We start from the raw sequence: 26,667 nt of genomic DNA on the forward strand, positions 1-26,667 counted from the left end.
CCGAGCCGAGGACGATCGCTCACTATACGAGCCGTTCACTATCGAGGAAAGCCAGTCATGACCCAGACCCAAGCCGTCGTCGCGTTGATCGAGGATTACTTCAATCTGGCTTACGAGCCGAAGAGCCGTGACTTCAACAAGGTCTTTCATCCGAGCTGCCTGATTCAGTGGCTGGATGAAGGTCGGCTGCGCACCCTGTCGTCGTCGGAGTACGAGGCGCTCGTCAACGGGAGGCCGAGCCCCCGGTCAACCGGCGCACCAAGAGACGAGGCGATCCTCTCCATGGAGCACATCTCGGACGGCCTTTCAGCGGCCACGGTGCGAGTGCGGATCGGAAGCAGGCTGTTCAACGATCACTTCGTCATACACAAGGTGGACGGCAGTTGGCTGATCGCCACCAAGGCGTCTGCCATCGTGCGTACGTTCGACTGAAACGCAGAGCTGCAAATGCGCATCAGTGTCCTGATTCATTCCGGCGCGACTCAATCGGTGAAAGATCGCCGGCGGAGCCACGCCGACGAACCGGGTCATAAAACATTTCGATGTAGTTGTTGAAGTTTCGTAGCTTCTGCTAATGAAGCCCCTTCGTGCGCTAATCGCGTCCGGTTAATCCGCTAATGCGGTGCGGCGGAGATCAAGCTACGACCGATCGACCGCGCCCGCTGCGCACCCGATACACGGCACGCTCGCTCCTCTTTGCACCGCCACGATCCTGCATTACCATCGTGCGTCCACCGCGCGTACCCGCGCGCTCCGCCACCTCTGCGCTCCCGCACCGATGCTCGCCCTCATCATCTTCGCCGGCCTGTGGTCTGGCCTGCAAAACGCCCTCGCGGGAGGCGGCTCGTTCGTCACGCTGCCCGCGCTGATCGTGTCGGGGATGTCGCCGCTCGCGGCGAACATCACGTCGACGGTCGCGCTGTTCCCCGGCCAGGTCACGACGGGCTGGGCGAGCCGGAACATGGTGCGCGGCGCGGGCAAGCTGCCCTTTCGCGCGCTGTTCGCGATCAGCGTGGTCGGCGGCGCGCTCGGCGGCCTGCTGCTGCTGAAAACCCCGTCGTCGATCTTCTCGCACCTCGTGCCGTGGCTCGTGCTGTTCGCGACGGTCGTGTTTGCATGGGGCAGTTTCTTCCGCAAGCCCGGCGCCGGCACGCAGCATATCGGCCCCGTCACCGCCGCGATCTCGCAATTCCTGATCGCGATCTACGGCGGCTACTTCGGCGGAGGCATCGGATTCCTGATGATGGCCGCGCTGACGATGGCGGGCCTGTCGCCGCGTCACGCGATGTCGACGAAGAATGCGCTCGCGGGCGTGATGAACGCGTCGGCGGTCGTGCTGTTCCTGACCTCGCCGCACCTGCACTGGCGCGAGGCCCTCGCGCTCGGCGGCGGCGCGATCGTCGGTGGCCTGCTCGGCGCGTGGGCGCTGCATCGCGTGAACGAGCGCGTGCTGCGGATTGCGATCGTCTGCATCGGCGCCGCGCTGACCGTCGGGCTGTTCGCCAAGCCGATCTGACGAACGCGCAATCGACGGGCAAGCGTCCGTGCGGCGAGCGACGGCGGAGTAACGCGCCCACCTCGATATCGCGGGCGTTTCGAGGCGGCTTGCGCGCCCCGCGCTTCAATGCCCGCAGGCGTATGCGTTCACCTTCAACCGAACGGTCGCACGCCGATCAGCGGGCCATGCAGGAACAGCGCGAAGACGGCCCATACGACGAGCCCGGCGACGATCGTCACGGCATCGCCCGACAGCCTGCCGGCCGGATAGCGGACGCCGTCGCGGCGATCGCGCGCGCGCCACACGACGAAATCGACCAGCGACCACACGAAGAACGCGCCGAACAGCACCACCGCGTGCAGCGTGCCGTTCGCGAGCAGGTGCGCGACCGCCCACACCATCACGCCGGCCACCATCGGATGACCTACGAGCGTCTTGATGCGGTTGCGCGGCACGTAGGACGCGGCGATCAGCACGAATGCGATCGCGGTCAGCATGCCGGTGAGATGGCGAACGCCGACGGGCGACACCCACAGCAGCGTCCCGCCCTGGCGCGCGACGCCGTAACCCCAGATGATCAGTACGAAGCCGACGATCGACGCGAGCGCATAAGGGCCCTTCCAGCGTTTCTCGCCGATCCGCTCGATGGTCGCGGATCGCCAGCCGTCCGCGACGATCCGAATCGAATGCACACCGAGGAAGATCGCTAAACCGAGAATCAGGACGAGCATCGGCTATCTCCGTCTGGAACGATGAGTGGGGAATCATTCGCGCGGCTTTCGATGCGCCGTTCGCGAGGCCGGCAGCGGGACCGGCTCGGGTTGCGCCGGGCACGGTCGCAATCGCGCCGATCATAAACGCCGGGGCAGCCGTTGTGAAGCAGCCGGAACATGCGGTGCGTCAAACCCGGCGCTTGCGCGCACCCGACGTGAACCGAAAGAAAGGAAGTAAGAAAAAGGAAATGCGCCGCCGTACGCCCGGCGCTACGTGCGCTTGCGCGTCGCTTCCGGTTTCGGCGCCGGCTTCGACTTCGGCCGCGCCTTGCGCTTCGGCGCCCCCGCCAGCAGCGCCGCGCGATACGCGCCGCGACACCAGTCGAACAGCGCGCCCGCGTCCTCGAGCACGTCGGCCGGCGTTTCGTAATAGCCCTCGAGCGCAACGGTGCGCGTGGGACGCTCATACGAGAACGGTCCCATCCCCGCCGCGACGAACGCGGGGCGGTTCACGTCGTCGACGCGCAGGAACAGCGACCCGCGCGACATGAAGCCGAACATCACGCCGTCGAGCCGCATCGCGGCGCCGCTGAAGAACCGCACGACCTGTACGTTGCCGAGCGGCGCGAGCCGATACGCGATCTCCTCGCCGTGCGCCTTCTCCGATTGCCAGCTCATGCGGGCTCCGTGCAGCGCTGCGTCCACACGTCGAGTTCCGCGTCGTCGAAGCCGACGGCCGCCGCGCTCTCGCGGATCTGCCGCCACGTCGCACGATCGACCGGAATGCCGTCCGCGCCGCGCGCGGCGCGGCTCGCCTCCTCCGGCTCGCCGGGCATCCGCACCGGCGCATCGCCCGCCTGCGGCGACGCCTTCGCCCATTCGACAAACGCATCGGCTTCGCGCTCCGCGTCGGCCGCGTCGAACGCGTTCGGATCGATCAGCACCGACAGCATCCCGTTGACGATCGCGCTCGTCTTCTGCAGCGTGCCGCCGTAGGTCGTATGCCCGCCGACCAGCGCGCCGCCGAAGATCTCGCACATCGCCGCCAGCGCATAACCCTTGTGCAGTCCGAACGGCAGCAGCGAGCCGAACGGCTGCTCGTGCATAACGGCCGGATCGTCGGTCGGCTGGCCGCGATGATCGATCAGCGACCCGGCCGGCACGCGCTTGCGCTGGTTGTATGCCACCCGCGTCTTGCCGTACGCGATCGCGCTCGTCGCGAAATCGAGTAGCAGCGGCGGCCGGCCCGCGCGCGGATACGCGGCGCAGAACGGATTCGTGCCGAAACGCGGATCGGTGCCGTGCAGCGGCGCGACGAGCAGGTCGCCCGGCACGTTGACGAAATGGAACGATACGAGCCCCGAACGCGCGCACTGCTCGGCCCAGTGCCCGATGCGGCCGAGGTGATGGACGTCGCGCAGCCCGAGCGCGCAGATGCCCATGCGTCGCGCGCGCTCGATCCCTTCGACCATCGCCTCGAACGCGATCACCTGGCCGAAGCCGCGACCGCCGTCGATCGTCAGCACCGCGCCGCCGTCGCGAACGATCGACGCGTGCCCGTTCAATTGCAACTGCCCCTCCCGCCACGACGCGACGTAGTTCGGGATCATCCCGATCCCGTGCGAATCGTGACCCGCCAGATTCGCGCCGACCAGATGATCGGCAACGAGCCGTGCCTCGCGCTCGCTGCTGCCGGCCCGCTCCCAGAGTGCCGCGACGAATGCATGCAGCGGTTCGGCGCGCATGCGCAGCGGGTCGGTATCGGAGATCGGCAGCGCGGTCATCGGCAAGGCTCCGTGAGGTCGGGGTGAATCCGGTGGAATCCGTTCGGGTCGGGCAGCGCGAACGCTCAGCGCGCGGACGCGATCACGTCCGCCACCGCCGCGGTCAGCTTCTTCGCGTACGGCACGTGCAGGAACTCGTTCGGGCCGTGCGCATTCGACTTCGGCCCGAGCACGCCGCACACCATGAACTGCGCGGCCGGGAAGCCGGCCTGCAGCACGTTCATCAGCGGGATCGTGCCGCCGAGGCCCATGTACGCGCAGTCCGCGCCGAAGTGGCGGCGCGACGCGGCGTCGAGCGACGACGCGAGCCACGGCGCGAGATCCGGCGCGCTCCAGCCGGTCGCGGCGCCCGCGTCCGGCTTGAACGTGACCTTCGCGTTGTACGGCGGATCGAGTTCGAGCAGGTCCTTCAGCTGCTGCACGGCCTGTGCGGCATCGACGAGCGGCGGCAGGCGCAGCGACAGCTTGAACGCGGTGCGCGGACGCAGCACGTTGCCCGCGTCGGCGAGCGCCGGCAGGCCGGCCGCGCCCGTCACCGACAGCGACGGACGCCACGTCGAATTCAGCAGCGCCTCGCGCGGATCGGTCGTGGTCGGCAGCACCGGCTTGCCGTCCGCGCCGCATGCCCACGGCAGCCCCTTCCACACGGCGTCGCCGAGGATCGCGGCGGCCGCGTCGGCTTCGCGCACGCGGCTGTCGGGAATCTCGCAATGAAACACGCCGGGCAGCAGGTTGCCGTTCTTCGCATCTTCCAGGCGCTCGAACAGCTGGCGCATCACGCGGAAGCTCGACGGCGCGATGCCGCCGAAGACGCCGGAGTGAACGCCTTCCTCGAGCACCTCGACCTGCAGGTCGCCGGACACCAGCCCGCGCAGCGACGTCGTGAGCCACATCTGGTCGTAGTTGCCGGCGCCCGAATCGAGGCACACGACGAGCGACACCTGGCCGAGCCGGTCGCGCAGCGCGTCGACGTACGGCAGCAGGTCGTAGCTGCCCGACTCCTCGCAGGTCTCGATCAGGCCGACGCAGCGCGGCCGTTCGACGCCCTGCTCGTCGAGCGCGCCGAGCGCCGCGAGGCTCGCGTAGATTGCATAGCCGTCGTCCGCGCCGCCGCGGCCGTACAGCTTGCCGTTCTCGAACTTCGGCGTCCACGGGCCGAGGTCCGCGCGCCAGCCGTCGAATTCGGGCTGCTTGTCGAGGTGGCCGTACAACAGGATCGTGTCGGTGCTGCCCGAGCGTGTCGCGGGCGTTTCGAAGAAGATCACCGGCGTGCGGCCGGGCAAGCGCACGATCTCGAGCTTCAGGCCTTTCACCGGCTGGCGTTCCGCCCACTGCGCGGCATCGGTGACGACCCGCTCGAGATAGCCGCGTTTCGCCCAGTCGGGGTCGAACGCGGGACTCTTGGCGGGGATCGCGATGTAGTCGGTCAGTGCGTGAAGAATTTCATCGTTCCACTTGCGCTCGACGAAGGTAACGAGCTTGTCATGGTCGAGGACGGGGGTAGTGTCGACGGAGGTCATGGTGGGGGGCCTGGATAGGGCTGACGAAACACCGGATGATACGCCGATGCCCCCGCTCCCGGGAGCGCTTTCCGTGGCCGTATTCAGGGCGCGTTCGGATTCGTTTCCCTTGGTGCTTGGCGCACCCGCTCAAACTGCCTGCGGGAATGAGTCGCGCAGCCCCGCCGCGCACGCGAGCGCGTCATCCCACAGGCGCCGGGTCAACGCCCCGGCGTCCTCTTCGCGCGCGAGCGCCGCGGCCTCGCCCGACCACAGCAGCGAGAAATCGTCGCGTCCCTGCCGCTCGAACACGCCGCGCAGCGGATCGACGACGGCCGTCGCGAGCGGAAACGCCGGCGCGAGCGCGCTCATCGGCCCTTGTTCGCGCATGAAGCGCGTCAGCAGGCCGCGTGCGGGGCGGCCCGTGTAAAGGTTGGTCACGCGCGTGCCGTCGTCGCGCGCGGCCCGCACCGCCGCGCGATGCTGCGCCGAGCGGCCGGCCTGGGGCGTCAGCAGGTAGCCGGTGCCGATCTGCACCGCGCGTGCGCCGAGCGCGAACGCGGCCGCGATGCCGCGGCCGTCGGCGATCGCACCGGCGGCGATCACCGGCGCGCGCACCGCGTCGACGATCTGCGGCAGCAGCGCGAACAGGCCCGGCTGCGCGTGGATGTCGTCGGTCAGGAACATCCCGCGATGCCCGCCCGCCTCGGCGCCCTGCGCGACGATCGCATCGACGCCGCGCGCGTCGAGCCAGCGCGCCTCCTCGACGGTCGTCGCCGACGAGACGATCAGCGCGCCAGTGCGTCGCACGCGCGCCAGAAGCGCATCGTCGGGCAACCCGAAGTGAAAACTCACGACGGCCGGCCGCAGTTCATCGACGACCGCGCACATCGCGTCGTCGAACGGTGCGCGACCGGGGCCGCCCTTCACGTCGGCCGGATCGAGCCCGGCTTCCGCGTAATAACTTGCAAGCGCCGCGCGCCAGCGCGCGTCGACCTCGGCGTCGGGCGCGGGCGGCGTATGACAGAAGAAGTTGACGTTGAACGGCGCCGGCGTGCGCGCGCGGATCGCCGCGATTTCATCGCGCACCTGCCGAGGGCCGAGCGCCGCGCACGCGAGCGAGCCAAGCCCGCCCGCCTCGCAGACTGCGATCGTCAGCGGGCTCAGTGAACCGACCATCGGCGCCTGGATCAGCGGCAGGCGGGAAGGCAGCATCGTCATCGGCATCACCGTTCGGTAGAAACAATCACTGGCGCCGGCAAGCGCATTTCAAGCGCTCGATAATAACCGACTAATTCAATCAGGGTTTCCCGAGTCATTCAGCCCATGAATTGAATTAACCAGTTCGGCAAAAAATCTATTATCCGTTCAATTTTCGCGATACCGCACCGTCACCCTCGAACATGACCCGGACCGGCCCAGGCCCGCCGCCCGGCCTCATACGCACTCATCCGTTCGCACCATGACATTTCATCTTCTTCAATGATGATGATCAATATTCAAGATATTAAATTGCATCGTTTACTCCTATTGAAACTCAATTAAGAGATAAGATGCTGTCGTTCAATAAAGCGACGGACCATTCCGGATTCGTCGACACGGCGCCGGGCCGCGCCACCTCAACAGCATCACGATCATTCAAGGAGCCTCGCATGTCCGATGCCAGCTCGTCTTCCTCCCGTTCCACCGCCGCGCCAGCCGCGACCGCCGCGCCGAAAATCGGCGTCGTCCCCGCCACGCTGATGGTCGCGGGCAACATGATGGGCTCCGGCGTCTTCATGCTGCCCGCGAACCTCGCCGCCACCGGCGGCATCGCGATCTTCGGCTGGCTGATCACCGTCGTCGGCGCCGTGTCGCTCGCGCTGGTGTTCGCGAAGCTCGCGGCGATCGACCCGGCCGCCGGCGGCCCGTATGCGTATGCGCGCAAGTCGTTCGGCCCGTACATCGGCTACCAGACCAACCTGATCTACTGGCTCGCGAACGTGCTCGGCAACGTCGGCCTCGCGGTCGCCGGCCTCGGCTATCTCACGCACTTCTTCCCGATGCTGCGCGACCCGCTGGTATTCGCGCTCGCGCAGATCTTCGTGATCTGGCTGTTCACCTACGCGAACATCCTCGGGCCGAACGTGGTCGGCCGCGTGCAGTCGGTCACGACGATCTTCGCGCTCGTGCCGATCCTCGGGATGGCCGTGTTCGGCTGGTTCTGGTTCAGCAAGGACGTGTACTTCGCCGGCTGGAACGTGTCGGGCGCGAGCAGCTTCGGCGCGATCGGCGCGACGCTGAACTTCACGCTGTGGGCGTTCATCGGCGTCGAGAGCGCGTCGGTGTCGGCCGGTGTCGTCGAAAACCCGTCGCGCAACGTGCCGATCGCGACCGTCGGCGGCGTCGTGCTCGCGGCCGTCTGCTACGTGCTCAGCTCGACCGTGATCATGGGGATGATCCCGAACAAGGCGCTGCTCGCATCGAGCGCGCCGTTCGCGGATGCCGCGCGCCTCGCGCTCGGCGACACCGCCGCGAACGCGGTCGCGATCTGCGCGGCGCTCGGCTGCCTCGGCTCGCTCGCCGGCTGGACGCTGCTGGTCGGCCAGACCGCGAAGGCCGCGGCCGACGACGGCCTGTTCGCCGGCGTGTTCGCCCGCGTCAACTCGAAGAACGTGCCGTCGGCCGGCCTCGCGATCGTCGCGGTCATCATGTCGGTGCAGGTGCTCGCGACGATGTCGCCGAGCGCGAGCGAGCAGTTCGGCAAGATCGCGTCGATCGCCGTGATCATGACACTCCTGCCGTACATCTACTCGTGCATCGCGATCAAGGTGCTCGGCTACGGCAAGATGCCGTCGCACCAGTTCACCTTCTACACGATCGTCGGCCTGATCGGCGCCGTCTACGCGCTGTGGGCGATGGTCGGCTCCGACGGCCAGCAGACGCGCTGGTCGCTGATCTTCGTGATCGCGACGATCGTGTTCTACGAGCTGTCGATCAACCGTCAGCGCGAAATCGAGGAAACCCATATCCATCCGGGCGGCCGCTCGCCGCGCTGGGTGCGCTACCTCGCGCTCGGCGTCACCATCGTCGCGCTCGTCGCGACCTTCTGGATCTCCGTGGGCCGACACACGGCCGACATCCTTCACGCACGCTCGCCGGCCGCGGGCGTCCAGGCAACCCAGCAAACGGGGGAATAACCCATGACCGCTTCCTTGACCCAACCGGCGTTCCGTCGCCTCGGCATGAAGGCGCTGCTCGTGCAGCACGACATCGACGAACGCACGGCCACCGGACGCGCGGCCACCGCGCTCGTCGAAGAATTGCGCACGCGGCTCGTCGACGTCGTCATCGCGACCTCCGCCGAAGACGCGCGCGCGGTGGTCGACGCCGATCCCGCGATCCAGTGCCTGCTGCTCAACTGGGAGCTCGGCAACGATCCCGCCCATGTGCCCGCGCAGGCCGTGCTCGACGCGATGCGCGCGCGCAATGCGACGGTGCCGGTGTTCCTGCTCGCGAGCCGCGCGAGCGCGGCCGCGATTCCCGTCGACGCGATGCGCAAGGCCGACGACTTCATCTGGATGCTGGAAGACACCACCGCGTTCATCGGCGGGCGGATCGTCGCCGCGATCGAACGCTACCGCGAAACCGTGCTGCCGCCGATGTTCCGCGCGCTCGCGCAGTTCTCGCGCGTGTACGAATACTCGTGGCACACGCCGGGCCACACGGGCGGCACCGCGTTCCTGAAATCGCCGGTCGGCCGCGCATACTTCGAATTCTTCGGCGAGGCGCTGTTCCGCTCCGACCTGTCGATCTCGGTCGGCGAACTCGGCTCGCTGCTCGATCACTCCGGTCCGATCGGCGAAAGCGAACGCTACGCGGCGCGCGTGTTCGGCGCGCACCGCACGTATCACGTGACCAACGGCTCGTCGATGTCGAACCGCGTGATCCTGATGGCGAGCGTCACGCGCAACCAGGTCGCGCTGTGCGACCGCAACTGCCACAAGTCGGCCGAGCACGCGATGACGATGTCCGGTGCGATTCCGACTTACCTGATCCCGTCACGCAACCATTACGGGATCATCGGGCCGATCATGCCGGAACGGCTCACGGCCGCCGCCGTGCGCCTCGCGATCGACGCGAACCCGCTGGTGCGCGGGCGCGACGGCATCGATCCGACGCCCGTGCATGCGCTGATCACGAACTCGACGTACGACGGCCTCTGCTACAACGTCGCGCGCGTCGAGGAACTGCTCGGCCAGAGCGTCGACCGATTGCATTTCGACGAAGCATGGTACGGCTATGCGCGCTTCAACCCGATCTACCGCGATCGCCACGCGATGCACGGCGATCCGGCGCAGCACGACGCCAGCAAGCCGACCGTGTTCGCGACGCAGTCGACGCACAAGCTGCTCGCCGCGCTGTCGCAGGCGTCGTTCATCCACGTCCGCGATGGCCGCAATCCGATCGAGCACGCACGCTTCAACGAGGCATACATGATGCATGCGTCGACGTCGCCGAACTACGCGATCATCGCGTCGAACGACGTGAGCGCCGCGATGATGGACGGCCCCGGCGGCGAGGCGCTGACGACCGACGCGATCCGCGAGGCCGTGTCGTTCCGCCGGATGCTCGCGCGGCTGCATGCGGAATGCGAGGAAAACGACGACTGGTTCTTCAACGGCTGGCAGCCGGACACCGTGGTCGACCGCAAGACGGGCCGGCGCGTGCCGTTCCATGAAGCGGACGAAACGCTGCTCGCCACCGATCCGTCGTGCTGGGTGCTGCATCCGGGCGAGACGTGGCACGGCTTCGGCGAGATCGAGGACGACTACTGCATGCTCGATCCGATCAAGGTGTCGATCGTCACGCCGGGCGTCGCGCCGCACGGCGGGCTGATGCCGGTCGGCATTCCGGCGTCGGTCGTCACCGCGTATCTGGACCGGCACGGAATCGTCGTCGAGAAGACGACCGACTTCACGATCCTGTTCCTGTTCTCGCTCGGCGTGACGAAGGGCAAGTGGGGCACGCTCGTCAACACGCTGCTCGACTTCAAGCGCGACTACGACGCGAACGTGCCGCTCGAACAGGCGCTGCCGGACCTCGTCGCGCGCTATCCGGACCGCTACGGCAAGCTCGGCCTGCGCGAACTGTGCGACCTGATGTTCAGCGCGATGAGCGACCTGAAGACGACCGAGATGATGTCGCGCGGCTTCTCGACGCTGCCGCAGCCCGACTTCAGCCCGGCCGAGGCGTTCGAACATCTCGTGCACAACGACATCGAGATGCTGGAGCTGTCGGAAATGGAAGGCCGCACCGTCGCGACGGGCGTCGTGCCCTATCCGCCCGGCATTCCGCTGCTGATGCCCGGCGAGAACGCGGGGCCGGCCGACGGCCCGCTGCTCGGCTACCTGAAGGCGCTCGAGCAGTACGACCTGCGCTTCCCCGGCTTCACGCACGACACGCATGGTGTCGAAGTCGAGGACGGCGTGTACCGGATCGCGTGCATCAAGGAAACCGCCCGCGACACCAACACGCGTTGAGCATGCGCGCCGCGACGCCGCGCCGGCAGAATGCGGCCGGCGTCGCGATGCGTGACGACTCGCCGGTCATGCCGGCAACCGGCCGACCCACGCGGCAAGCTGCGCTTCGCCTTCTTCGTCGAGCTTGCCCTTCAGTTCTCCGTACCAAGGTGCGATCGCGTCGGCCGGCTGCGTGGCCTTCAGGATCTCGAAACTGTTCTCGAGGAACGACGCAAAGAACGGAATGCCGCGCATGTAGAGGAAGGTCGAGTCGGTGATCCGCACGTGGCCATACACGTCGCGCACCCACGCGAGATGCGGCAGCGCCTCGCGCAGGTGGCCGCTTTGCATCAGCGCGGAAATGAAGTTCACGCGCGCGGCGACGTCGGACTGCTCGTGCGTGTCGTGATTGACCTCGGCGGCCTTCTGCATCCACGCTTCGCCGCGCTCCACTTCGTCGCACATCACCGACGTCGTCGCGAGCTGCACCGCGTTGTGCGCGCTCGGCTCGCGGTCGAACAGCGCGAGCCAGTACGGAAACGCTTCCCGGTAACGCTTCATCGCCGAGTACGACAACGCGCACAGGCGCGCCGCATCGGCCAGCCGCTCCGCATGCGGCGCGGCGGCCGCGATCGCGGCTTCGTGCCGGCCGGCCTGGAATGCCTTCAGGGCGGACGCGAGCTCCGGCGCGATGTCGGGGCCGTTCTGATCGTTCGCGCCTTCGGATGCGTCGGATGCGTCGTTCGCGGACGGCGCGGGCGTCGCCGCTTCATCACGCGGTTTCTTTCCGAACAGCTTTCCCAGCAGGCCCATGGCGATTGTCCTTGTCGTTGTGATGGGTGAATGGCGGCTGGTCGCAGCGGCGCAAGAAGCGCAGCGCGCGTGAACCGGATCGCCGCACGGCGACCGCCATCTTACGCGCGCCCGAAGTCGGCAGGAAGCGAACGACGACCGCGCACCGCCGTGGCGAAGGAAGACGCGACGCTCACGCGTCCGCGGGCCTCACGCCGCGATCCATCCCGCGCCGGTATGCGGCAGGGCTCGTCGCCGCGACGCGCCGGAAATGCCGGCGCAACGACTCCTCGGAACCGAACCCCGCGCGCGCGGCAATCTGCGCGAGCGACAACCCGGGATGCGCTTCGAGCATGTCCTTCGCGACGTTCACGCGCTCGCGGATCAGCCACGCGAGCGGCGACATTCCCGTCGCGTCCGCGAACTGCCGCTGCAGCGTGCGCGTGCTCATCGCCGCCTGCGCGGCCAGCGACGCGAGCGTGTGCGGCTCGGCCGCATGCGCGCGCATCCAGTCGATCAGCTTCGCGAGCCGGTCGCTGCCGCCCGGTGCGACCGGTCGCGGCACGAACTGCGCCTGGCCGCCGTCGCGATGCGGCGGCAGCACCAGGCGCTGCGCGACGCGGTTCGCGATCGCGCCGCCGTGGTCGCGGCGCACGAGATGCAGCAGCATGTCGAGCCCCGCCGCCGAGCCGGCCGACGTGACGATCTGCCCTTCGTCGACGTACAGCGCGTCGGGATTCACGCGCAGCGCCGGATAGCGCGCCTGCAGGCGCTCGGCGTAGCGCCAGTGCGTCGTGACGGTGAGCCCGTCGAGCACGCCGGCCGCCGCGAGCACGAAGACACCCGAGCAGATCGAACAGAGCCGCGCGCCGCGGCGATGCGCGGCGCGCAGCTTTTTCAGCAGCGGTTCCGGCGGCGGCTCGTCCGGATCGCGCCAGCCGGGAATCACGATGGTGTCCGCGCGATCGAGCATCGCGAGCCGGTACGGCGCGGCGACCGTGATGCCGCCCGCCGCGCGCACGGGGCCCGGCTCGCTCGCGCAGACCGCGAAGCGATACCAGTCGACCCCGAGTTCCGGGCGTTCGAGCGCGAACAGTTCGACCACGCAGCCGAATTCGAAGGTGCAGAGGCGATCGTAGGCGAGCGCGACGACGAGATGATTGTGCATGGCGCGATGTTACCGGAACTTGTCGATCGCGCCACTGCCGCGATGGCCGCCGAACCGCGATACTGCCCTTCATCCCGGCGCATTCCGCGCCGCCCTTCAGGAGCGCCTTTCATGTCTTACGTCACCGACGTCCCCGCCGCCGACAGCGCCGCCGCCCTCGCGCACTTCGAAGCGTCGCTGCGCTTCGAGACCGATTGCTGGGACGTGCACGACGCGCTCGCGTCCGGCGCGCCCGATTTCGTGTTGCTCGACGTCCGGGGTCCGGAGCAGTTTGCCGCCGGCCACGTGCCCGGCGCGCGCAACCTGCCGCACCGCAAGATCGTCGCCGGCAAGCTCGCCGACCATCCGGCCGCCACGCTGTTCGTCGTCTACTGCGCCGGCCCGCACTGCAACGGCGCCGCGCGCGCGGCGATCCGGCTCGCGCGCCTCGGCCGCCCGGTGAAGCTGATGATCGGCGGCGTCACGGGCTGGCTCGACGAAGGTTTCGCGTTGTGCAACGAAGCGCAGCCGGAGGACGTCGCCACGCGCTGATCGTCATTAAAAACGCAACAATCAATTGCCGGCACACGAACGGAAAAAGCGCGACAATCGGCCTCATTGCAGTTCGGACGGAGCAGCAACATGGAACACGCAGTCCTGATTCAGGTGGCCGGTTCGGTCGCGGCGATCGCGCTCTATTTTCTTCCGGCCATCGTCGCCGACCGGCGCGCCCGGCACGACAAGCTGACGATCGCAATGTTCAACGCCTTGTTCGCGTGGACGGGCATCGGCTGGCTGATGACGCTCTACTGGGCATGCCAGCCGAACCCGCAAACCGACGTCGCGCAAACCATCCTCGCGAAGCGCCGCGGCATCAGCATGCGGACCTTCTCCGCCGGCCTCGTCGAACGCGTGCAGCGCCGCGTCGCCGCCCAGGAGCAATGGGCCGAGAAGCAAGGTTGCCGCTAGCCAGTCCCACTGTTCTCCTTACCTCGCCGCTTCGAACTTCGGCATCCTGACATTGGTCGAGGCCCGATAGTCCCACACCAGCCTGTCGCGCGGCACTTCGCTGGCTGCGCGCAGCCACGCCCCGAACGCCCCCGCCGTCACCGCCCGCGCGATCCGCTCGCCCGGGCAGCTGTGCGGCCCCGTGCCGAACCCGAAGTTCGGCCCCGGCGCGCGGCCCGGCAACAATCGGTTCGGCTCGCGATGCACGGCCGGATCGCGGTTCGCCGCCGCGAGCACGACCAGAATGGCCGCGCCGGCATCGACGGTCACGCCTTCGATCGTCGTGCGCGACGCGACGAAGCGGCGCGTGTTCTGCACCGGCGCATCGAAGCGGCTGACCTCGGCGACGAATGCGTCGAGCGTCGCGGCATCCGGCAGCGCGCGTTCGGCGCCGGTTGCGTCCCACGCGACCAGCACATTGCCGAGCCACGCGGCCGTCGCCTCGCACGTCTGCGACAGCAACCCGACGAGATTCGCGACGAGCGCGCCGCTTGCGTGCCAGCCCGCGGCACGGGCCGCCTGCTGAATCGCCGCGACCCATGAGCCGTCCTGCGCACGCGTGCGCGCGACGCGCTCCGTCATCCGGTCGAGCAGCTGCCGCGCGGCCTCACTCGCGCGGGCCAGCGCCGCGTCGTCCGACAGCGGCGACAGCGCGGCGACGAAGTCGACGACCAGCGCAGCGATATCGTCGAGTTGCGCGTCGTCGAAACCGAGCAGATCGGCAACCGCGCAAACGGGCACCGTCAGGCACCACGCATTCAGTGCATCGGCGTCATGCGATGCGCGCAGCCGGCGGCCGGCAAGTTGCGCGGCCCGCTCGCGCAAGGCGTCGACGTCGATCGGCGCGAACGCCGCGCGCAGCGCCTGCTTCGGCACGTCGTGCCGCAATGCGCCGTCGTTCATGCGCACCAGATCGCCGAACAGCGCGCCCGCCGTCGTCCCGCGCAGCGCGGGCGGCACCGGCGCATCGAGCGGCCTGACGCGGCACGCCGGGTGACCGAGCACGGCCGTCACGCTCGCCGCCCGGCTCGCGACCCACAGGCCGAGCGAGGCGTCGAACGCGAGCGGCGGCCCGTCGACGAGCGTCGAGTAGTACGGGTAGGGATCGCGGTGCGTGACCGCGGCAATCGGATTGGTCGGGTTCATGCGTGCAGTATCGGCGCGTCGGGCCGCCGCATGTTTCGGGTTGACGTGAAATGTCGCGGATGTCGCGGTCACGCCCACGCCTGCACCGCGGGCTGCTGCGACGCAGCGGTCGGCCGCCGGCAAGCGGCGTCGTGACGGACGTCGTCTCAGGCTGCCGAACGATAACGATGCGCCTGCATGCGCAGTCGGACGCGCCCGGCGGAAATCGCACGCGGTTCGGGCACCACCGTTTCGTGATGAAACATTTCCTGCCGGAAGTGGCCGCCGTCGTCGAACCACTGGCAGATGAGCCAGTCGGCATCGTCGAACACGACCGGCCCGGCATAGGTGACCGTCATGCGCGGCCCGCCGGTTTTCAGCGTCACGACATCGCCGACGCGAAAGCCGTTGCTGTGATTTTCTCGGATTGTCATCGCTCTCTCGATTTTTTATATATTCATTTTCCGGCGGCCCGCTGACAGGTCTTTCGGATACGCGGCAGATTACCAACCCAATAAATAACCGGCAACTCCCGAATACCCCAAAACATCGACCTGAAAATCGCAACGATACGCGGCAGCGGTTCGCGCGGCGGGCTTCTGACACCATATTCGGCGCGGCTTGCGCGCCGAATATGGTCAAACAGCCGGAGTGCGGAGAATAAACGATGAATTTCGCGCCGTCATCGAACTTCAAATCCGCGGCGGTTTCGATTGATTACTGTCAATCGGATTTCGGTTGGAAACGTTCCCACGTTTTATCGGCGCTCATTGTTCGAACCGGACGTGCGAATTGTCCGGCGCCGAAAACCAGCGATTGAGGTCGCGCCCCGGCACCGCCGCCTGCGTGAACGTGAATGTGCCGTCGCGCGCCATTTCCGTCGCGGCGCGCAGAAACGCGCCGAATGCGGCCCGCGCCAGCGCGCCGCCGACGCTCACGCGCTTCACGCCGAGCGCCGCGAGCGCCTCGAGGCTCAGCAACCCGCCCTGCAGCCCCATCACGACGTTGACCGGCGCGCCGACCGCGCGCGTGATCGCCGCGATCTCGTCGGGATCGGTCACGCCCGGTGCGTAGAGCACGTCGGCGCCGGCGTCGCGGTACGCGACGAGCCGCGCGATCGTGTCGGCAAGGTCGGGACGGCCATGCAGATAGTTTTCGCAGCGCGCGGTCAGCGTGAACGGAAACCGCAGCGAGCGCGCCGCGTCGACCGCCGCCGCGATGCGCTCGACCGCCAGGTCGTGCGGGTAGATCGGCGCGTCGGCGCGGCCGGTCGCATCCTCGATCGAGCCGCCCACCGCGCCGGCGTCGGCCGCCAGGCGAATCGTCTCGGCGACCGCGTCGGGCGCGTCGCCGAAGCCGTTCTCGAGATCGGCGCTGACCGGCAGGCCGCCCGCAGCGACGATTTCGGCGATGTGGCCAAGCATTTCGTCGCGGTCGATCGCGTTGTCGGGCCGCCCTCTCGAAAAGGCGAAGCCGGCGCTCGTGGTGGCAAGCGCTTCGAAGCCGGCCATCGCGAGCAACCGCGCGGAGCCGGCATCCCACGGGTTCGGGATGATGAAGGCCCCGGGGCGCGTGTGCAGCGCGCGGAAGGTTTCGGCCTGGCGGAACTGCACGTTGGAATCGGACATTGCGGTCTCCTCGGAATGGAGACGTCAGCATACGCGCGCGCGATACCGCGACGGTTCAGCGCGCGGTGAAATATCGACGTGGATGCCGGGGCCTCGCGCGCGGCGTGGCGTGCCGCCAGTCACACCGCCGTGCGGCTACACGACGTAAGCGCCCTTCGCATGCAGTTCCGCTTCCGTGCGCTCGAGCGCCGCGATCGCATCGCTGCCTTCCATCGCCAGCAGCTGCGCGACCAGCGCCTCGGCCATCGCATGCGCGGCGACCAGCGACGGAAAGAACGACGGGCTGTCGTGCGTGAAGATCAGCTGCGCGTCCGCATGCAGCGCGATCGGCGACACCGCGCTGTCCGTGATCGCGACGATCTTGCTGCCCTGCGCCTTCGCCGCCTGCGCGACACGCGTCGCTTCCGCGGAATACGGCGCGAAACTGATGATCACCGTCACGCTCTGCTTCGCGATCGTGCGCAGCTCCATTTCGAGCGAGCCGGCGACGCCGTTGAGCAACGACACGGTCGGCCGGAACAGCCGATAGCCGTATACGAATCCGAACGCGACCGGATAGCAGGACCGAAATCCCGCGACGTGCACGTGCGACGCCTTGCGGATCAGTTTCGCGGCGTCGGCGAGCGCGTGCGCGTTCTGCGCGGCGGTGGCGGCGAGATTGTGCTGCTGCGCGGCAAGGAGATCGTGCGCGAGCGACGCCTTCGCGTCGGGCCGCACGAGCGAACGCGCGCGCTGCGTAAGTGGCTCGGGACGCGTGCGCACGCGCGCGACGCACAGGTCGCGCAGCTCGTTCCAGCCGGGGAAACCGAATTGCTGCGCGAGCCGAACGAGCGACGCGGGTTGAACCTGCGCGCGCTGCGCGACCTTGCGCATCGACGAGGTGGCAACCTCGTCGGGATGATCGAGCAGAAATGCAGCGCCCGCCTGGAATTGCGGGCTCAGTTCGGAAAATTGCGCCCGGATCCGGGACGCGAGTTCATCGAAATTGGCAGCCATCTTGGTGAGAACGGGAACCGGTCGTCCATGGTATCACCGGCCCCGTCCGCACCGCTGCACCGGTCAGCGCAGCACTTCGACGTGATCGGCGTCGACCTTCACCTTGCCCGACCACTTGCGCTCGAACTCGCCGGTCAGCTTCACTTCGCTCTTGTCGCTGACGGGCTGGCCGGCCGCCCACAGCTTTTTGTCGATCTCGACGCGGATCGTGCCGGTTGCATCGGCGAACTCGTAGTCCTCGCCGCCGGTGTGCTTGACGATGCGCCCCTGCAGTTGCACGTGCTGGTCGTCCTTGCCGTTCGCGAGCAGTTCCTTCACGGTCGTCGTGGTCAGCGTGGACGGCCCCGTGTATTCCGCGTAGACGGCGGCGGGCAGCACGGCGAGCGCGATCGCCAGGATTCTCGTCAGGTGTTTCATGATCTCGTTCCTCCATTTTTTCGAGTGCGCCGCGCTCCCGTTGAACGCGACGGCCCCGAGATTACGGAGCGTAAGATTAAGCAAACCTGAAGGCCGTCGGCCGCGGCATGCCGTCGCGGCCTTTCGGTGCGCGAACGCACGGAGGCGCCCGTGTTTAAGCTCGGCCTAAGACACCTGCGCTTATCATGGGAACCCCGGGCGCCACGCCCGCCAACGGACACGAATCCATGCGCGTACTGCTCGTCGAGGACGATCCGCTGATCGGCAGCGGGCTCGAACAGGGCCTCAAACAGGAAGGCTTCGCGGTCGACTGGGTCAAGGACGGCGACGCCGCGACGCTCGCGCTGCGCGCCACCAGCTACGGCCTGCTGCTGCTCGACCTCGGGCTGCCGAACCGCGACGGCCTGTCGGTGCTCGCGTCGCTGCGCCGCCGCGACGAAACCCTGCCCGCGATCATCATCACCGCGCGCGACGGCGTGCCGGACCGCATCGCCGGCCTCGACAGCGGCGCCGACGACTACCTCGTCAAGCCGTTCGTGCTCGAGGAACTGCTCGCGCGCATTCGCGCGGTCAACCGCCGCCACGCGGGGCGCGCGCAGACGACGCTCGCGATCGGCCCGCTGCGTCTCGACCCCGTCAAGCACCTGGTCTGGCTCAACGACGACGAAGTCACGCTGTCGCCGAAGGAATTCGTGCTGCTGCACGAACTGATGCGCGACCCCGGCGCGGTGATTTCGCGCGAACAGTTCGAGGAACGGCTTTACAGCTGGGGCGAGGAAATCGAAAGCAACGCGGTGCAGGTGCACATCCACAACCTGCGCAAGAAACTCGGCCACGACATGATCCGCACGGTGCGCGGCGTCGGCTACCGGATCGGTGACGGCGCATGACGCATCTGCAACACGCGATCGCGCGCTGGCGCAGCGCATCGCTGCGGCGGCGCCTGTTGATGTGGCTGCTGCCGGCCGCGTGCGTGATCGGGCTCGTCGCGAGCGCGGGCACCTACTGGGGCGCGCTGCGCGAGCTCGACGATCTCCTCGACGATCAGATGCGCAGCATGTCGAAGCAAATCGTCGTCGGCCCGAACGGCGAACTGTCGTTCCGCGATCACGGCGAAGGCAAGCACGGCTTCGAGGCCAGCGATCCCGACGCCGTGCTGCTGCAGGTCTGGCGCAACGGCACACTGGTTTACTCGACCGATCGCAAGTCCGCGCTGCCGCCGCCCGCGCAGACGGGCATCGGCAGCGTCGACGTCGGCGGCCAGCCGTGGCGCACCTACGTGACCGAACGCGGCGGCACGACGATCCGGCTCGCGCAGGCGCGCCACGCGCGCTGGGAAGCGATCGCGGGCATCGCGGTGCACCTGCTGTGGCCGGTGTTCTCGATGCTGCCGGTGCTCGCGATCGGGCTGTGGTTCGGTATCGGCGCGGGGCTTCGGCCGCTGCGCACGATCGCATCCGGCCTGAAGCGCAGGAATGCGAACAATCTCGAACCGGTCGACATCGCGTCGATGCCGAACGAAGTCCGCCCGCTCGCCGAAGCGATCAATGATCTGCTCGCGCGGCTCGACCGCTCGTTCACGCTGCAGCGGCACTTCATCGCCGATGCCGCGCACGAGTTGCGCACGCCGATCATGGGGCTGTCGATCCAGTCGCAGTTGCTGCGGCGCGCGTCGACGGCTGACGAACGCGAGCAGATCCTCGCACAGATCCAGGCCGGCACGACGCGCCTCGGCCACCTCGCCGAACAGCTGCTGACGCTCGCGCGCCTCGAACCCGACGCGCAGGCGTCCGCCGCGGCATCCGCGCCCGTCGATCTCGCCGCGCTGTGCCGCTCGGTGGTCGCCGACCGCACGCGCGTCGCGGATGCGCACCATATCGACCTCGGCGCGATCGTGTCGTCGCCGGTGATGGCCGCGGGCAACATGGACACGTTGCGCGTGCTGCTGAACAACCTCGTCGACAACGCGATCCGCTACGCGGGCGACGGTGCGCGCGTCGACGTGTCCGCGCGCCTCGACGGCGCGACGCCCGTGCTCGAAGTCGCCGACGACGGCCCCGGTATTCCGGAAGCCGAACGCACGGACGTATGGGAGCGCTTCTATCGCGGCGAAGGCGCGCAGGCGGCCACGTCGTCGGGCAGCGGACTCGGCCTGTCGATCGTCAAGCGGATCGCCGAACAGCATCGCGCGACGGTCGCGCTCGGCACGACGCAAGGCGGGCGCGGGCTGACCGTGACGGTGCGTTTTCCCGCGCCGGCCTGACGCTCGCCCGATGGCCGGCTTTTCCACAGATTGTGTTGGCAAGCTTGTGGACAACCGGCCGCTAACGACGGCAAGCAATTGATCCGAAAGGGTTTGGCGGTCGTGCGCAGCGAATGCGCCAAACCGCGCCGGACACGCGCACGTCTCGACGCGACATCGCGTACCGATCCCCTCTCCTGCCAAAAGCGGATTTCCTGGCCGTGTGGAACGACGACGCCGAGTTCATGAAACGGCGGCCCGGATTCATTTCGACCCGGCTTCATCGCGCGATCGCCACGCGGACTTCTCCACAGAAAATGTTGGCAAGCTTGTGGATATCCTGCGCACCGCGACGCTAAGCCCTTGATCCGACGGACTTTGGCACGCGTGATGCAGACGCGGCGCGCGCCGCGCCGTCAGACGCGCCGGTTCGCCGCACTTCGCATCATGATGCCACGTCGATGTGCGTTCCGATGTGCGTTCGATACGCGACACGATCGTCGCGCCACTTACCCACAGATTTTGTTGGCAAGCTTGTGGATATCCTGCGCACGCATCGCCTAACCCGTTGATCGGCCAACGATTCATGCGCCGCGCCACCGTTGCGGCAGCGCGCGGTCCGCTCACGCGCGCGATCGGACGATCCGGCGCAACGGCGGCACCCCGAACGCAGCTTGACGTTCATGCACACGACGCGTCAGGATCACACGAGCCGCACGCGGCCGCGCATCGCGCGACTGCACGCGCGGCGCCACGTGCGGGCCGTTCGGCCCGCATCGGACAACGACACATCATCCGAGGAAGACCATGGAACACTTCACCGCAGGGCAGTTGATCGTCTCGCTCGTGCTCGTCGCGATCGTCGTCTATCCGTATGTCCGGATCGTTCGGCGTACCGGACATTCAGGCTGGTGGATCCTGACGATGTTCATCCCGGTCCTGAACTTCATCATGTTGTGGGTGTTCGCGTTCGCGCGCTGGCCGTCGGTCGACGATCGGCATGGCTGAACATCGAGCGGGCTTGTCCACAGATTGTGTTGGCAAGCTTGTGGACAGCCTGCGCATACCACGCACAAGCGCTTGATCCGAAAGACTTTGTCCATGCCGCTTCGAATCGTGCAGGCAGGCCCGCGGCATACCGACGCCGCGCGCTGAACGCGACCGCTTGCGGGCTTGTCCACAATTTTTGTTGGCAAGCATGTGGATATCCTGAGCATGCATGACCTAAGTCGTTGATCGCACAACGTTTCGACCTGCCGGTCACGACCGCGGCACGACGTGCCTCCATCGCTTCGTCCATCCGTCGATGAACGCACGCCGCGCCGCCCGCTCAGGCGAACGTCGCGACCGCGATGCGCGCGGCGGCGGCGATCACGTCGTCCTTCGCCTTCGCATCGGCACGCGCCTGCGTGTAGTACACGACGAGCACGATCGGCGCGCGCGACGGCGGCCAGATCACTCCTGCATCGTTCGTCGTCCCGTAGTCGCCGGTGCCGGTCTTGTCGGCCACCTGCCACCCGGCCGGCACGCCCACGCGAATCCGCTTGTCGCCGACCTTGTTGCCGCGCAGCCACGCGACGAGCTGCGCACGCTGCGCCGGCGGAAGCGCGTCGCCGAGCGTGAGCACGCGCATGCTCGCGGCCATCGCGGCGGGCGTCGTCGTGTCGCGCGGGTCGCCCGGCAATGCGGTGTTCAGTTCGGTCTCCCAGCGATCGAGCCGGAACATGTCGTCGCCGATCGAGCGTGCATACGCGGTCACCGCCTCCGGCCCGCCGATCAGCTTCATCGCCAGGTTCGCGGCCGAGTTGTCGCTGTACTGGATCGCCGCCTCGCACAATTCGGCGACGGTCATCCCGGTGCCGACGTGCTTGCCCGACACCGGCGAGTAGTTCACGAGATCGGACTGCGCGATCGTCACGCGCTGCTGCAGCAGCCCCGGGTGCTCGACGCTCTGCGCGAGCACCGCCGCGCTCAGCATCGCCTTGAACGTGCTGCAGAACGGGAAGCGCTCGTCCGCGCGATGCAGCGCGTGCAGGCCGCTCGCGGTGTCGATCGCGCACACGCCGAGACGGCCGCCCGCCGCGCGCTCGAGCGCGGCAAACGACGTCGCGGACGAAACGTCCCGCCCCGCGGCCGGCGGCGACGCGCACGCGGCGACGGTCAGGACGAGTGGCGCCGTCGCGGCGGCCAGCAACAGGGTTCGACGTTGCGATGAGTAGGTCATGTCGTGTCTCTCGTGGTGGAATGAATGCGGAACGGCCGGCCGGCGAGACAGCACTATCGTGACTTTACGGTTGCCTGACAAGCAACGATAATTGAGCGCTGCCACAAGAAATTCTTATGACCAAGCTCCGCCCTCATCTTCCGCTGAATGCATTGCGCGCGTTCGAATCGTCGGCGCGCCACCTGAACTTCACGCGCGCCGGCCTCGAGCTGAGCGTGACCCAGGCCGCCGTGAGCCAGCAGGTGCGTTCGCTCGAGGAGCGGCTGGGCTGCTCGCTGTTCACCCGGCTGCCGCGCGGCCTCGGGCTCACCGACGAAGGGCGCGCGCTGCTGCCGGTGCTCAGCGACGCATTCAGCCGGATCGAGACCGTGCTCAAGCAGTTCGAGGGCGGGCGCTTCCGCGAGGTGCTGACGCTCGGCGCGGTCGGCACCTTTGCCCTAGGCTGGCTAATGCCACGGTTGAAGCGCTTCGGCGACACGCACCCGTTCGTCGAGCTGCGGCTGCGGACCAACAACAACGTCGTCGACCTCGCGGCCGAGGGCCTCGATTTCGCGATCCGCTTCGGGGAAGGCAACTGGCCGGCGACGCGCAACGAGCGGCTGCTCGATGCACCGCTCACCGCGCTGTGCGCGCCGGAGATCGCGCGGCGTCTCGCACGGCCGGCCGATCTCGCGAACGAAACGCTGCTGCGCTCGTACCGCACCGACGAATGGCTCGGCTGGTTCGACGCCGCGCAGCTCGAACCGTGGGCGGTGAACGGGCCCGTGTTCGATTCGTCGCGGCTGATGGTCGAGGCCGCGATGCAGGGCGCGGGCATCGCGCTCGCGCCAGCCTGCATGTTCGCGCGCGAACTGCAGCTCGGCCAGCTCGCGCGGCCGCTCGACATCGACGTGCGCGCGGGCGGCTACTGGCTCACGTCGCTGAAGTCGAAGCCGCTCACGCCGGCGATGACGCTGTTTCGCGACTGGATCGTTGCGGAAGCGGCCGACGCGGCGCCGGTCGCATGATGGCGCCCTGCTTGTCCACAGATTGTGTTGGCAAGGGTGTGGATATCCTGGGTACCCGGGGCCTAACCCGTTGATCGCGCACGAATTACCGCGCCGATGCGCGCATCGGGCAGCCCGTGCGCAAAGGCGCGAGCCTGCCGGCCGCCGCGCGCCGGATCCTCAACCATCAGGAAGCAATCACGTCAGACTTATCCACAGATTTTGTTGGCAAGCCTGTGGATAATCCACCAATGTGACGCGTAACATCCTGATACAAAAGGGGATTCAGTAGATCGGGGCAGGCAGGTCAATGACGCGGCATCGTTTGCGGCCTCAAAGCCTGCACCACGCAGCCGGTTTTGGGGGCCGGACGGTTCTCCACAGATTGTGTTGGCAAGCTTGTGGATATCCTGCGCACCGGCGGGCTAACTCGTTGAGCGCACGGGGTTTTGTGCGCGCCGCGCAGGATTGGGCAGCACCGGCGCGGGCCGTGCGGCCGACGCCCGCGCTGCCGGTTCATCAATGCCGGTCGAGCCCGCCGCGCAAATCACGCGCCTTGTCGCGCAGCGCCTCGTATCCGGAGCGCGCATGTTCGGGCAGGTCGGGATCGCCGATCAGCGCGCCGAGCGTTTCGATCAGGCTGAACAAGATGCCCTTCGCCGCGCCAGCCGCGATGCTCTGCGACTCGATCGACTTGTGCAGGTGGTCGACCGCCGCTTCCAGATTCTCGAGCTTGTGCTCGCCGTCGTCGGGCCGATTGTCGGTCGTCATCGTAGGTGCCTCCGCCATCGTTCAAGGGTCATGTCACGATTCTATGCCGCTGCGCGCGGACGTGGCGCGACATCGCGCAACGTCCGTGCAGGCCGCTGCACGACTACAGCACCGCGACCACCTTCACCCGCCCCGGCTGCGCCGCCGCCGCGACCACCTGGCCATCGACGCGCCGGAACGTCAGCGATACGGTTTCGTCGCCGACCCGCAGTTCGTCGATGCGCAGCCAGTCGACGCCTTCGGGCAGCGCCGGGCGTTCGACGCGCACTTCGTGGCGCGCCGCGTCCACGCTCACGCCGAGACAGGCCTGCAGCATCATGAACGGCGCACCGGCCGCCCACGCCTGCGGCAGGCACGCGACCGGATAGGCCGTCGGCGGCTCGCCGCGCCGGCGCGGGAACCCGCAGAACAGCTCCGGCAGCCGCATCTCGAAGCTGACCGCGGCTTCGAACAGCGCGCGCAGCAGGTTCACCGCGGCCGTCTTGTCGCCGTAGCGCGCAAGCCCGCGCGCGATCAGCGCATTGTCGTGCGGCCACACCGAACCGTTGTGATAGGCCATCGGATTGAAGCGCGGCTGGCCGGCCGCGAGCGTGCGAATGCCCCAGCCCGTCTGGAACAGCGTCGAGCCGAGCACGCCGGCGACCGCCGCGCCGCGCTCGGCGTCGGGCAGCCCGAACGCGAGCAGATGGCCCGCATTCGACGCCAGCACGCGGCACAGGTCGCCGTGACCGTCGAGCGCGATCCCGTAGAACTCGCCCTCCGGCATCCAGAACAGCGCGTCGACCTGGTCGCGCAGCGCCTTCGCGCGCAACGCGTAGCGCGTCGAGTCGGCCGCGTGGCCGCGCCGGTGCGAGCACATCGACATCGCATCGAGCGCAGCGCACGCATACGCCTGCACTTCGACGAGCGCGATCGGGCCGTCGGGGAAGTGACCGTCCGCGTGGAACACCGAATCGTGGCTATCCTTCCAGCCCTGGTTCGCGAGGCCGCGCTCCGACGTGCGCTGGTAATCGAGCAGCCCGTACGGATTACGGTCGCACTTGTCGATCACCCACTGCGCGGCGCGCTCGAGCGCGGGCCACAGTTCGTCGATCAGCGCGTCGTCGCCGGTGTGCTCGACGTACGCGCCCGCGAGCACGATGAACAGCGGGGTCGTGTCGACGCCACCGTAATACAGCGCGAACGGCACCTCGCCCGTCGCGGCCATCTCGCTGCGGCGGAACTCGTGCATGATCTTGCCGGGCTCCGCGTCGCGGAACGCGGATGTCTCGCGTGCCTGGTGCTCCGCGAGAAAGCGCAGCACGCCACGCGCGAGCGACGGCTGCAGCCACAGCATCTGCAGCGACGTGATCACCGCGTCGCGGCCGAACGGCGTCGAAAACCACGGAATGCCCGCATACGGATACGGCCCGGTGTCGAGCTGCGTCGTGAGCAGCCCGAGATCCGCGAGCGACCGGTCGAGCCACGCATCGAACAGCGGATTGCCGGTGTTCACGCGCGCCATCGACTCGCGCCGCGAACGCATCTCTCGATGCACGCCGACGAGCGCGGTGCGCAGTGCGACGCGGCCGCATCCCGGGCCTTCCCCGTCGTGCGCCGGGCCGAGCGTCGCGTCGACGGTCAAGTAGATCGACACGCACGCCTGCGCGGCGATCGTCAGCGTGTAATCGGCGCGATCGACCGACAGCGCGTCGGGCGCCGGCGAAAAATGCACGGTCACGTTGCGCTCGACCTTGTCGAGGCCGTCGTAGCGCAGCCGCACCGCACCGGCGTCGACGCGCGGCGCGACCACCGTGCCGCGCTTCGGGCGCGGCGTGCCGCGCACTTCGAACATGTCCTTGAAATCCGCCGCGAACGACAGCGACAGCGGCACCTCGGCCTCGCTCGCGCCGTAGTTCGTCAGTGTCAGCGCTTCGTACAGCACGTCGCCCGCGAGCACGCGCATCCGTTCGATGTGGATCACGCCCTCGGGCGTCTCGCGGCCGCCGAGCGGCGGCAGCGGGCGGTTCGTCAGGTGCGCGGTGAACGACGCGTTGTCCGCGCTCGTCGCGCCCGACAGCAGCGACGGCGCGCGGCCGCCGAAGGTCAGACGCCATGTCGACAGCACGCGCATGTCGTCGACGAACAGGCCGTCGTCATGGCCGCCGATGTCGCCGAGCGCGTCACTGACCACGAACGCGTCGCCGGATTTCAATACGTACTGGTTGTTGCGTGCGAGTGCCTGCGGATCGGCTTCGGGGGCGATGAACGCGGCGCCCGTCGCCTGGGTCGGGGGAACCGGCGCGACTTGCGGCGCCTGCGTCGTGGTGGCTTCGGCGTGATTCGGCATCGATGCT

25 protein-coding genes and 1 pseudogene are annotated in these 26,667 nt (G+C 68.1%); 11 read left to right on the forward strand and 15 right to left on the reverse strand.

The genetic code is table 11. The features are described from left to right. Positions 1-57: 57 nt before the first annotated feature. Both WS87_RS25690 and WS87_RS25695 read left to right on the forward strand, forming a co-directional pair. Positions 58-432: a nuclear transport factor 2 family protein gene (locus tag WS87_RS25690; protein ID WP_059819450.1), complete on the forward strand. Its 375-nt coding sequence runs from the start codon at positions 58-60 to the stop codon at positions 430-432. Between the two features lie 346 nt (positions 433-778). Then, positions 779-1,516: a sulfite exporter TauE/SafE family protein gene (locus tag WS87_RS25695; RefSeq protein ID WP_059819451.1), complete on the forward strand. Its 738-nt coding sequence runs from the start codon at positions 779-781 to the stop codon at positions 1,514-1,516. A 134-nt stretch (positions 1,517-1,650) separates the two neighbouring features. On the opposite strand, the gene WS87_RS25700 is transcribed toward WS87_RS25695, so the two are convergent. The 5 genes from WS87_RS25700 to WS87_RS25720 form a co-directional block, all read right to left on the reverse strand. Continuing rightward, positions 1,651-2,229 (reverse strand): NnrU family protein, encoded by a 579-nt coding sequence (locus WS87_RS25700; protein ID WP_059819452.1) that lies wholly within the window; start codon positions 2,227-2,229, stop codon positions 1,651-1,653. A gap of 252 nt (positions 2,230-2,481) precedes the next feature. After that, positions 2,482-2,889, reverse strand: a complete 408-nt coding sequence (locus WS87_RS25705; RefSeq protein ID WP_059527237.1) for a TfoX/Sxy family protein — start codon at positions 2,887-2,889, stop codon at positions 2,482-2,484. Beyond that, positions 2,886-3,995 (reverse strand): malate/lactate/ureidoglycolate dehydrogenase, encoded by a 1,110-nt coding sequence (locus WS87_RS25710; protein ID WP_059819453.1) that lies wholly within the window; start codon positions 3,993-3,995, stop codon positions 2,886-2,888. Before WS87_RS25710 ends, WS87_RS25705 begins: the two co-directional genes overlap by 4 nt. A gap of 65 nt (positions 3,996-4,060) precedes the next feature. Continuing rightward, on the reverse strand, positions 4,061-5,515 hold the full coding sequence (locus WS87_RS25715) for a M20 family metallopeptidase (protein ID WP_059819454.1): 1,455 nt from the start codon (positions 5,513-5,515) through the stop codon (positions 4,061-4,063). A 129-nt stretch (positions 5,516-5,644) separates the two neighbouring features. Continuing rightward, a complete protein-coding gene (locus WS87_RS25720) occupies positions 5,645-6,715 on the reverse strand; it encodes an NAD(P)H-dependent flavin oxidoreductase (protein WP_059819701.1) in 1,071 nt (356 codons plus the stop codon). Between the two features lie 431 nt (positions 6,716-7,146). Here WS87_RS25720 and adiC point away from each other — a divergent pair, with 431 nt between their 5' ends. Both adiC and WS87_RS25730 read left to right on the forward strand, forming a co-directional pair. After that, positions 7,147-8,673: an arginine/agmatine antiporter gene (gene adiC, locus WS87_RS25725; RefSeq protein ID WP_059819455.1), complete on the forward strand. Its 1,527-nt coding sequence runs from the start codon at positions 7,147-7,149 to the stop codon at positions 8,671-8,673. A gap of 3 nt (positions 8,674-8,676) precedes the next feature. Further along, positions 8,677-11,016 (forward strand): Orn/Lys/Arg decarboxylase N-terminal domain-containing protein, encoded by a 2,340-nt coding sequence (locus WS87_RS25730; protein WP_059819456.1) that lies wholly within the window; start codon positions 8,677-8,679, stop codon positions 11,014-11,016. A 66-nt stretch (positions 11,017-11,082) separates the two neighbouring features. Here the strand turns inward: WS87_RS25730 and WS87_RS25735 are convergent, their stop codons facing one another. Then, entirely contained in the window at positions 11,083-11,808 is a 726-nt protein-coding gene (locus tag WS87_RS25735; protein ID WP_059819457.1) for a hypothetical protein, read from the reverse strand. 172 nt (positions 11,809-11,980) lie between these two features. Then, positions 11,981-12,955, reverse strand: a complete 975-nt coding sequence (ftrA, locus tag WS87_RS25740) for a transcriptional regulator FtrA (RefSeq protein WP_059819458.1) — start codon at positions 12,953-12,955, stop codon at positions 11,981-11,983. Positions 12,956-13,066: 111 nt separating this feature from the next. Here ftrA and WS87_RS25745 point away from each other — a divergent pair, with 111 nt between their 5' ends. Next, a complete protein-coding gene (locus WS87_RS25745; RefSeq protein ID WP_059819459.1) occupies positions 13,067-13,486 on the forward strand; it encodes a rhodanese-like domain-containing protein in 420 nt (139 codons plus the stop codon). A gap of 90 nt (positions 13,487-13,576) precedes the next feature. Beyond that, a complete protein-coding gene (locus WS87_RS25750; RefSeq protein ID WP_059819460.1) occupies positions 13,577-13,903 on the forward strand; it encodes a superinfection immunity protein in 327 nt (108 codons plus the stop codon). An 18-nt stretch (positions 13,904-13,921) separates the two neighbouring features. Here the strand turns inward: WS87_RS25750 and WS87_RS25755 are convergent, their stop codons facing one another. From WS87_RS25755 to WS87_RS25775, 5 genes are all read right to left on the reverse strand, one after another. After that, positions 13,922-15,088 carry a cytochrome P450 gene (locus tag WS87_RS25755; RefSeq protein WP_059819702.1) on the reverse strand — a complete coding sequence of 389 codons (1,167 nt, stop codon included), beginning with the start codon at positions 15,086-15,088 and terminating at the stop codon, positions 13,922-13,924. 146 nt (positions 15,089-15,234) lie between these two features. Continuing rightward, positions 15,235-15,501: a YodC family protein gene (locus WS87_RS25760; RefSeq protein ID WP_059819461.1), complete on the reverse strand. Its 267-nt coding sequence runs from the start codon at positions 15,499-15,501 to the stop codon at positions 15,235-15,237. A 333-nt stretch (positions 15,502-15,834) separates the two neighbouring features. After that, positions 15,835-16,695 carry an isocitrate lyase/PEP mutase family protein gene (locus WS87_RS25765; RefSeq protein ID WP_059819462.1) on the reverse strand — a complete coding sequence of 287 codons (861 nt, stop codon included), beginning with the start codon at positions 16,693-16,695 and terminating at the stop codon, positions 15,835-15,837. Between the two features lie 135 nt (positions 16,696-16,830). Further along, positions 16,831-17,691, reverse strand: coding sequence for a MurR/RpiR family transcriptional regulator (locus WS87_RS25770; protein WP_059819463.1), 861 nt, complete (start codon positions 17,689-17,691; stop codon positions 16,831-16,833). A gap of 63 nt (positions 17,692-17,754) precedes the next feature. Beyond that, a complete protein-coding gene (locus WS87_RS25775; RefSeq protein WP_059526909.1) occupies positions 17,755-18,108 on the reverse strand; it encodes a YgiW/YdeI family stress tolerance OB fold protein in 354 nt (117 codons plus the stop codon). A gap of 227 nt (positions 18,109-18,335) precedes the next feature. Here WS87_RS25775 and WS87_RS25780 point away from each other — a divergent pair, with 227 nt between their 5' ends. The 4 genes and pseudogenes from WS87_RS25780 to WS87_RS25795 all read left to right on the forward strand — a co-directional run bounded on the left by WS87_RS25780 (position 18,336) and on the right by WS87_RS25795 (position 21,358). After that, entirely contained in the window at positions 18,336-18,998 is a 663-nt protein-coding gene (locus WS87_RS25780) for a response regulator (protein ID WP_059692107.1), read from the forward strand. Continuing rightward, positions 18,995-20,371, forward strand: coding sequence for a sensor histidine kinase (locus WS87_RS25785; protein WP_059819464.1), 1,377 nt, complete (start codon positions 18,995-18,997; stop codon positions 20,369-20,371). The genes WS87_RS25780 and WS87_RS25785 overlap by 4 nt, the downstream gene beginning before the upstream one ends. 182 nt (positions 20,372-20,553) lie before the next feature. After that, positions 20,554-20,644, forward strand: a pseudogene (locus tag WS87_RS34330) (antibiotic biosynthesis monooxygenase); the annotation flags it as partial. A 513-nt stretch (positions 20,645-21,157) separates the two neighbouring features. Next, a complete protein-coding gene (locus WS87_RS25795) occupies positions 21,158-21,358 on the forward strand; it encodes a DUF805 domain-containing protein (protein ID WP_059526917.1) in 201 nt (66 codons plus the stop codon). 322 nt (positions 21,359-21,680) lie between these two features. Here the strand turns inward: WS87_RS25795 and blaPEN-bcc are convergent, their stop codons facing one another. Then, positions 21,681-22,574, reverse strand: coding sequence for a PEN family class A beta-lactamase, Bcc-type (blaPEN-bcc, locus tag WS87_RS25800; RefSeq protein ID WP_059819465.1), 894 nt, complete (start codon positions 22,572-22,574; stop codon positions 21,681-21,683). Between the two features lie 116 nt (positions 22,575-22,690). Here blaPEN-bcc and penR point away from each other — a divergent pair, with 116 nt between their 5' ends. After that, a complete protein-coding gene (gene penR / locus WS87_RS25805) occupies positions 22,691-23,581 on the forward strand; it encodes a beta-lactamase transcriptional regulator PenR (RefSeq protein ID WP_059819466.1) in 891 nt (296 codons plus the stop codon). A gap of 498 nt (positions 23,582-24,079) precedes the next feature. On the opposite strand, the gene WS87_RS25810 is transcribed toward penR, so the two are convergent. Together WS87_RS25810 and WS87_RS25815 are read right to left on the reverse strand one after the other, a co-directional pair. Further along, complete coding sequence (locus tag WS87_RS25810) at positions 24,080-24,331, reverse strand: hypothetical protein (protein WP_059527240.1); 252 nt, start codon at positions 24,329-24,331, stop codon at positions 24,080-24,082. Positions 24,332-24,434: 103 nt separating this feature from the next. Further along, on the reverse strand, positions 24,435-26,660 hold the full coding sequence (locus tag WS87_RS25815; protein ID WP_059819467.1) for an amylo-alpha-1,6-glucosidase: 2,226 nt from the start codon (positions 26,658-26,660) through the stop codon (positions 24,435-24,437). Positions 26,661-26,667: the final 7 nt, after the last annotated feature.

The sequence above is a fragment of the Burkholderia sp. MSMB0856 genome, from assembly GCF_001524645.2.
GTDB lineage: Bacteria > Pseudomonadota > Gammaproteobacteria > Burkholderiales > Burkholderiaceae > Burkholderia > Burkholderia diffusa.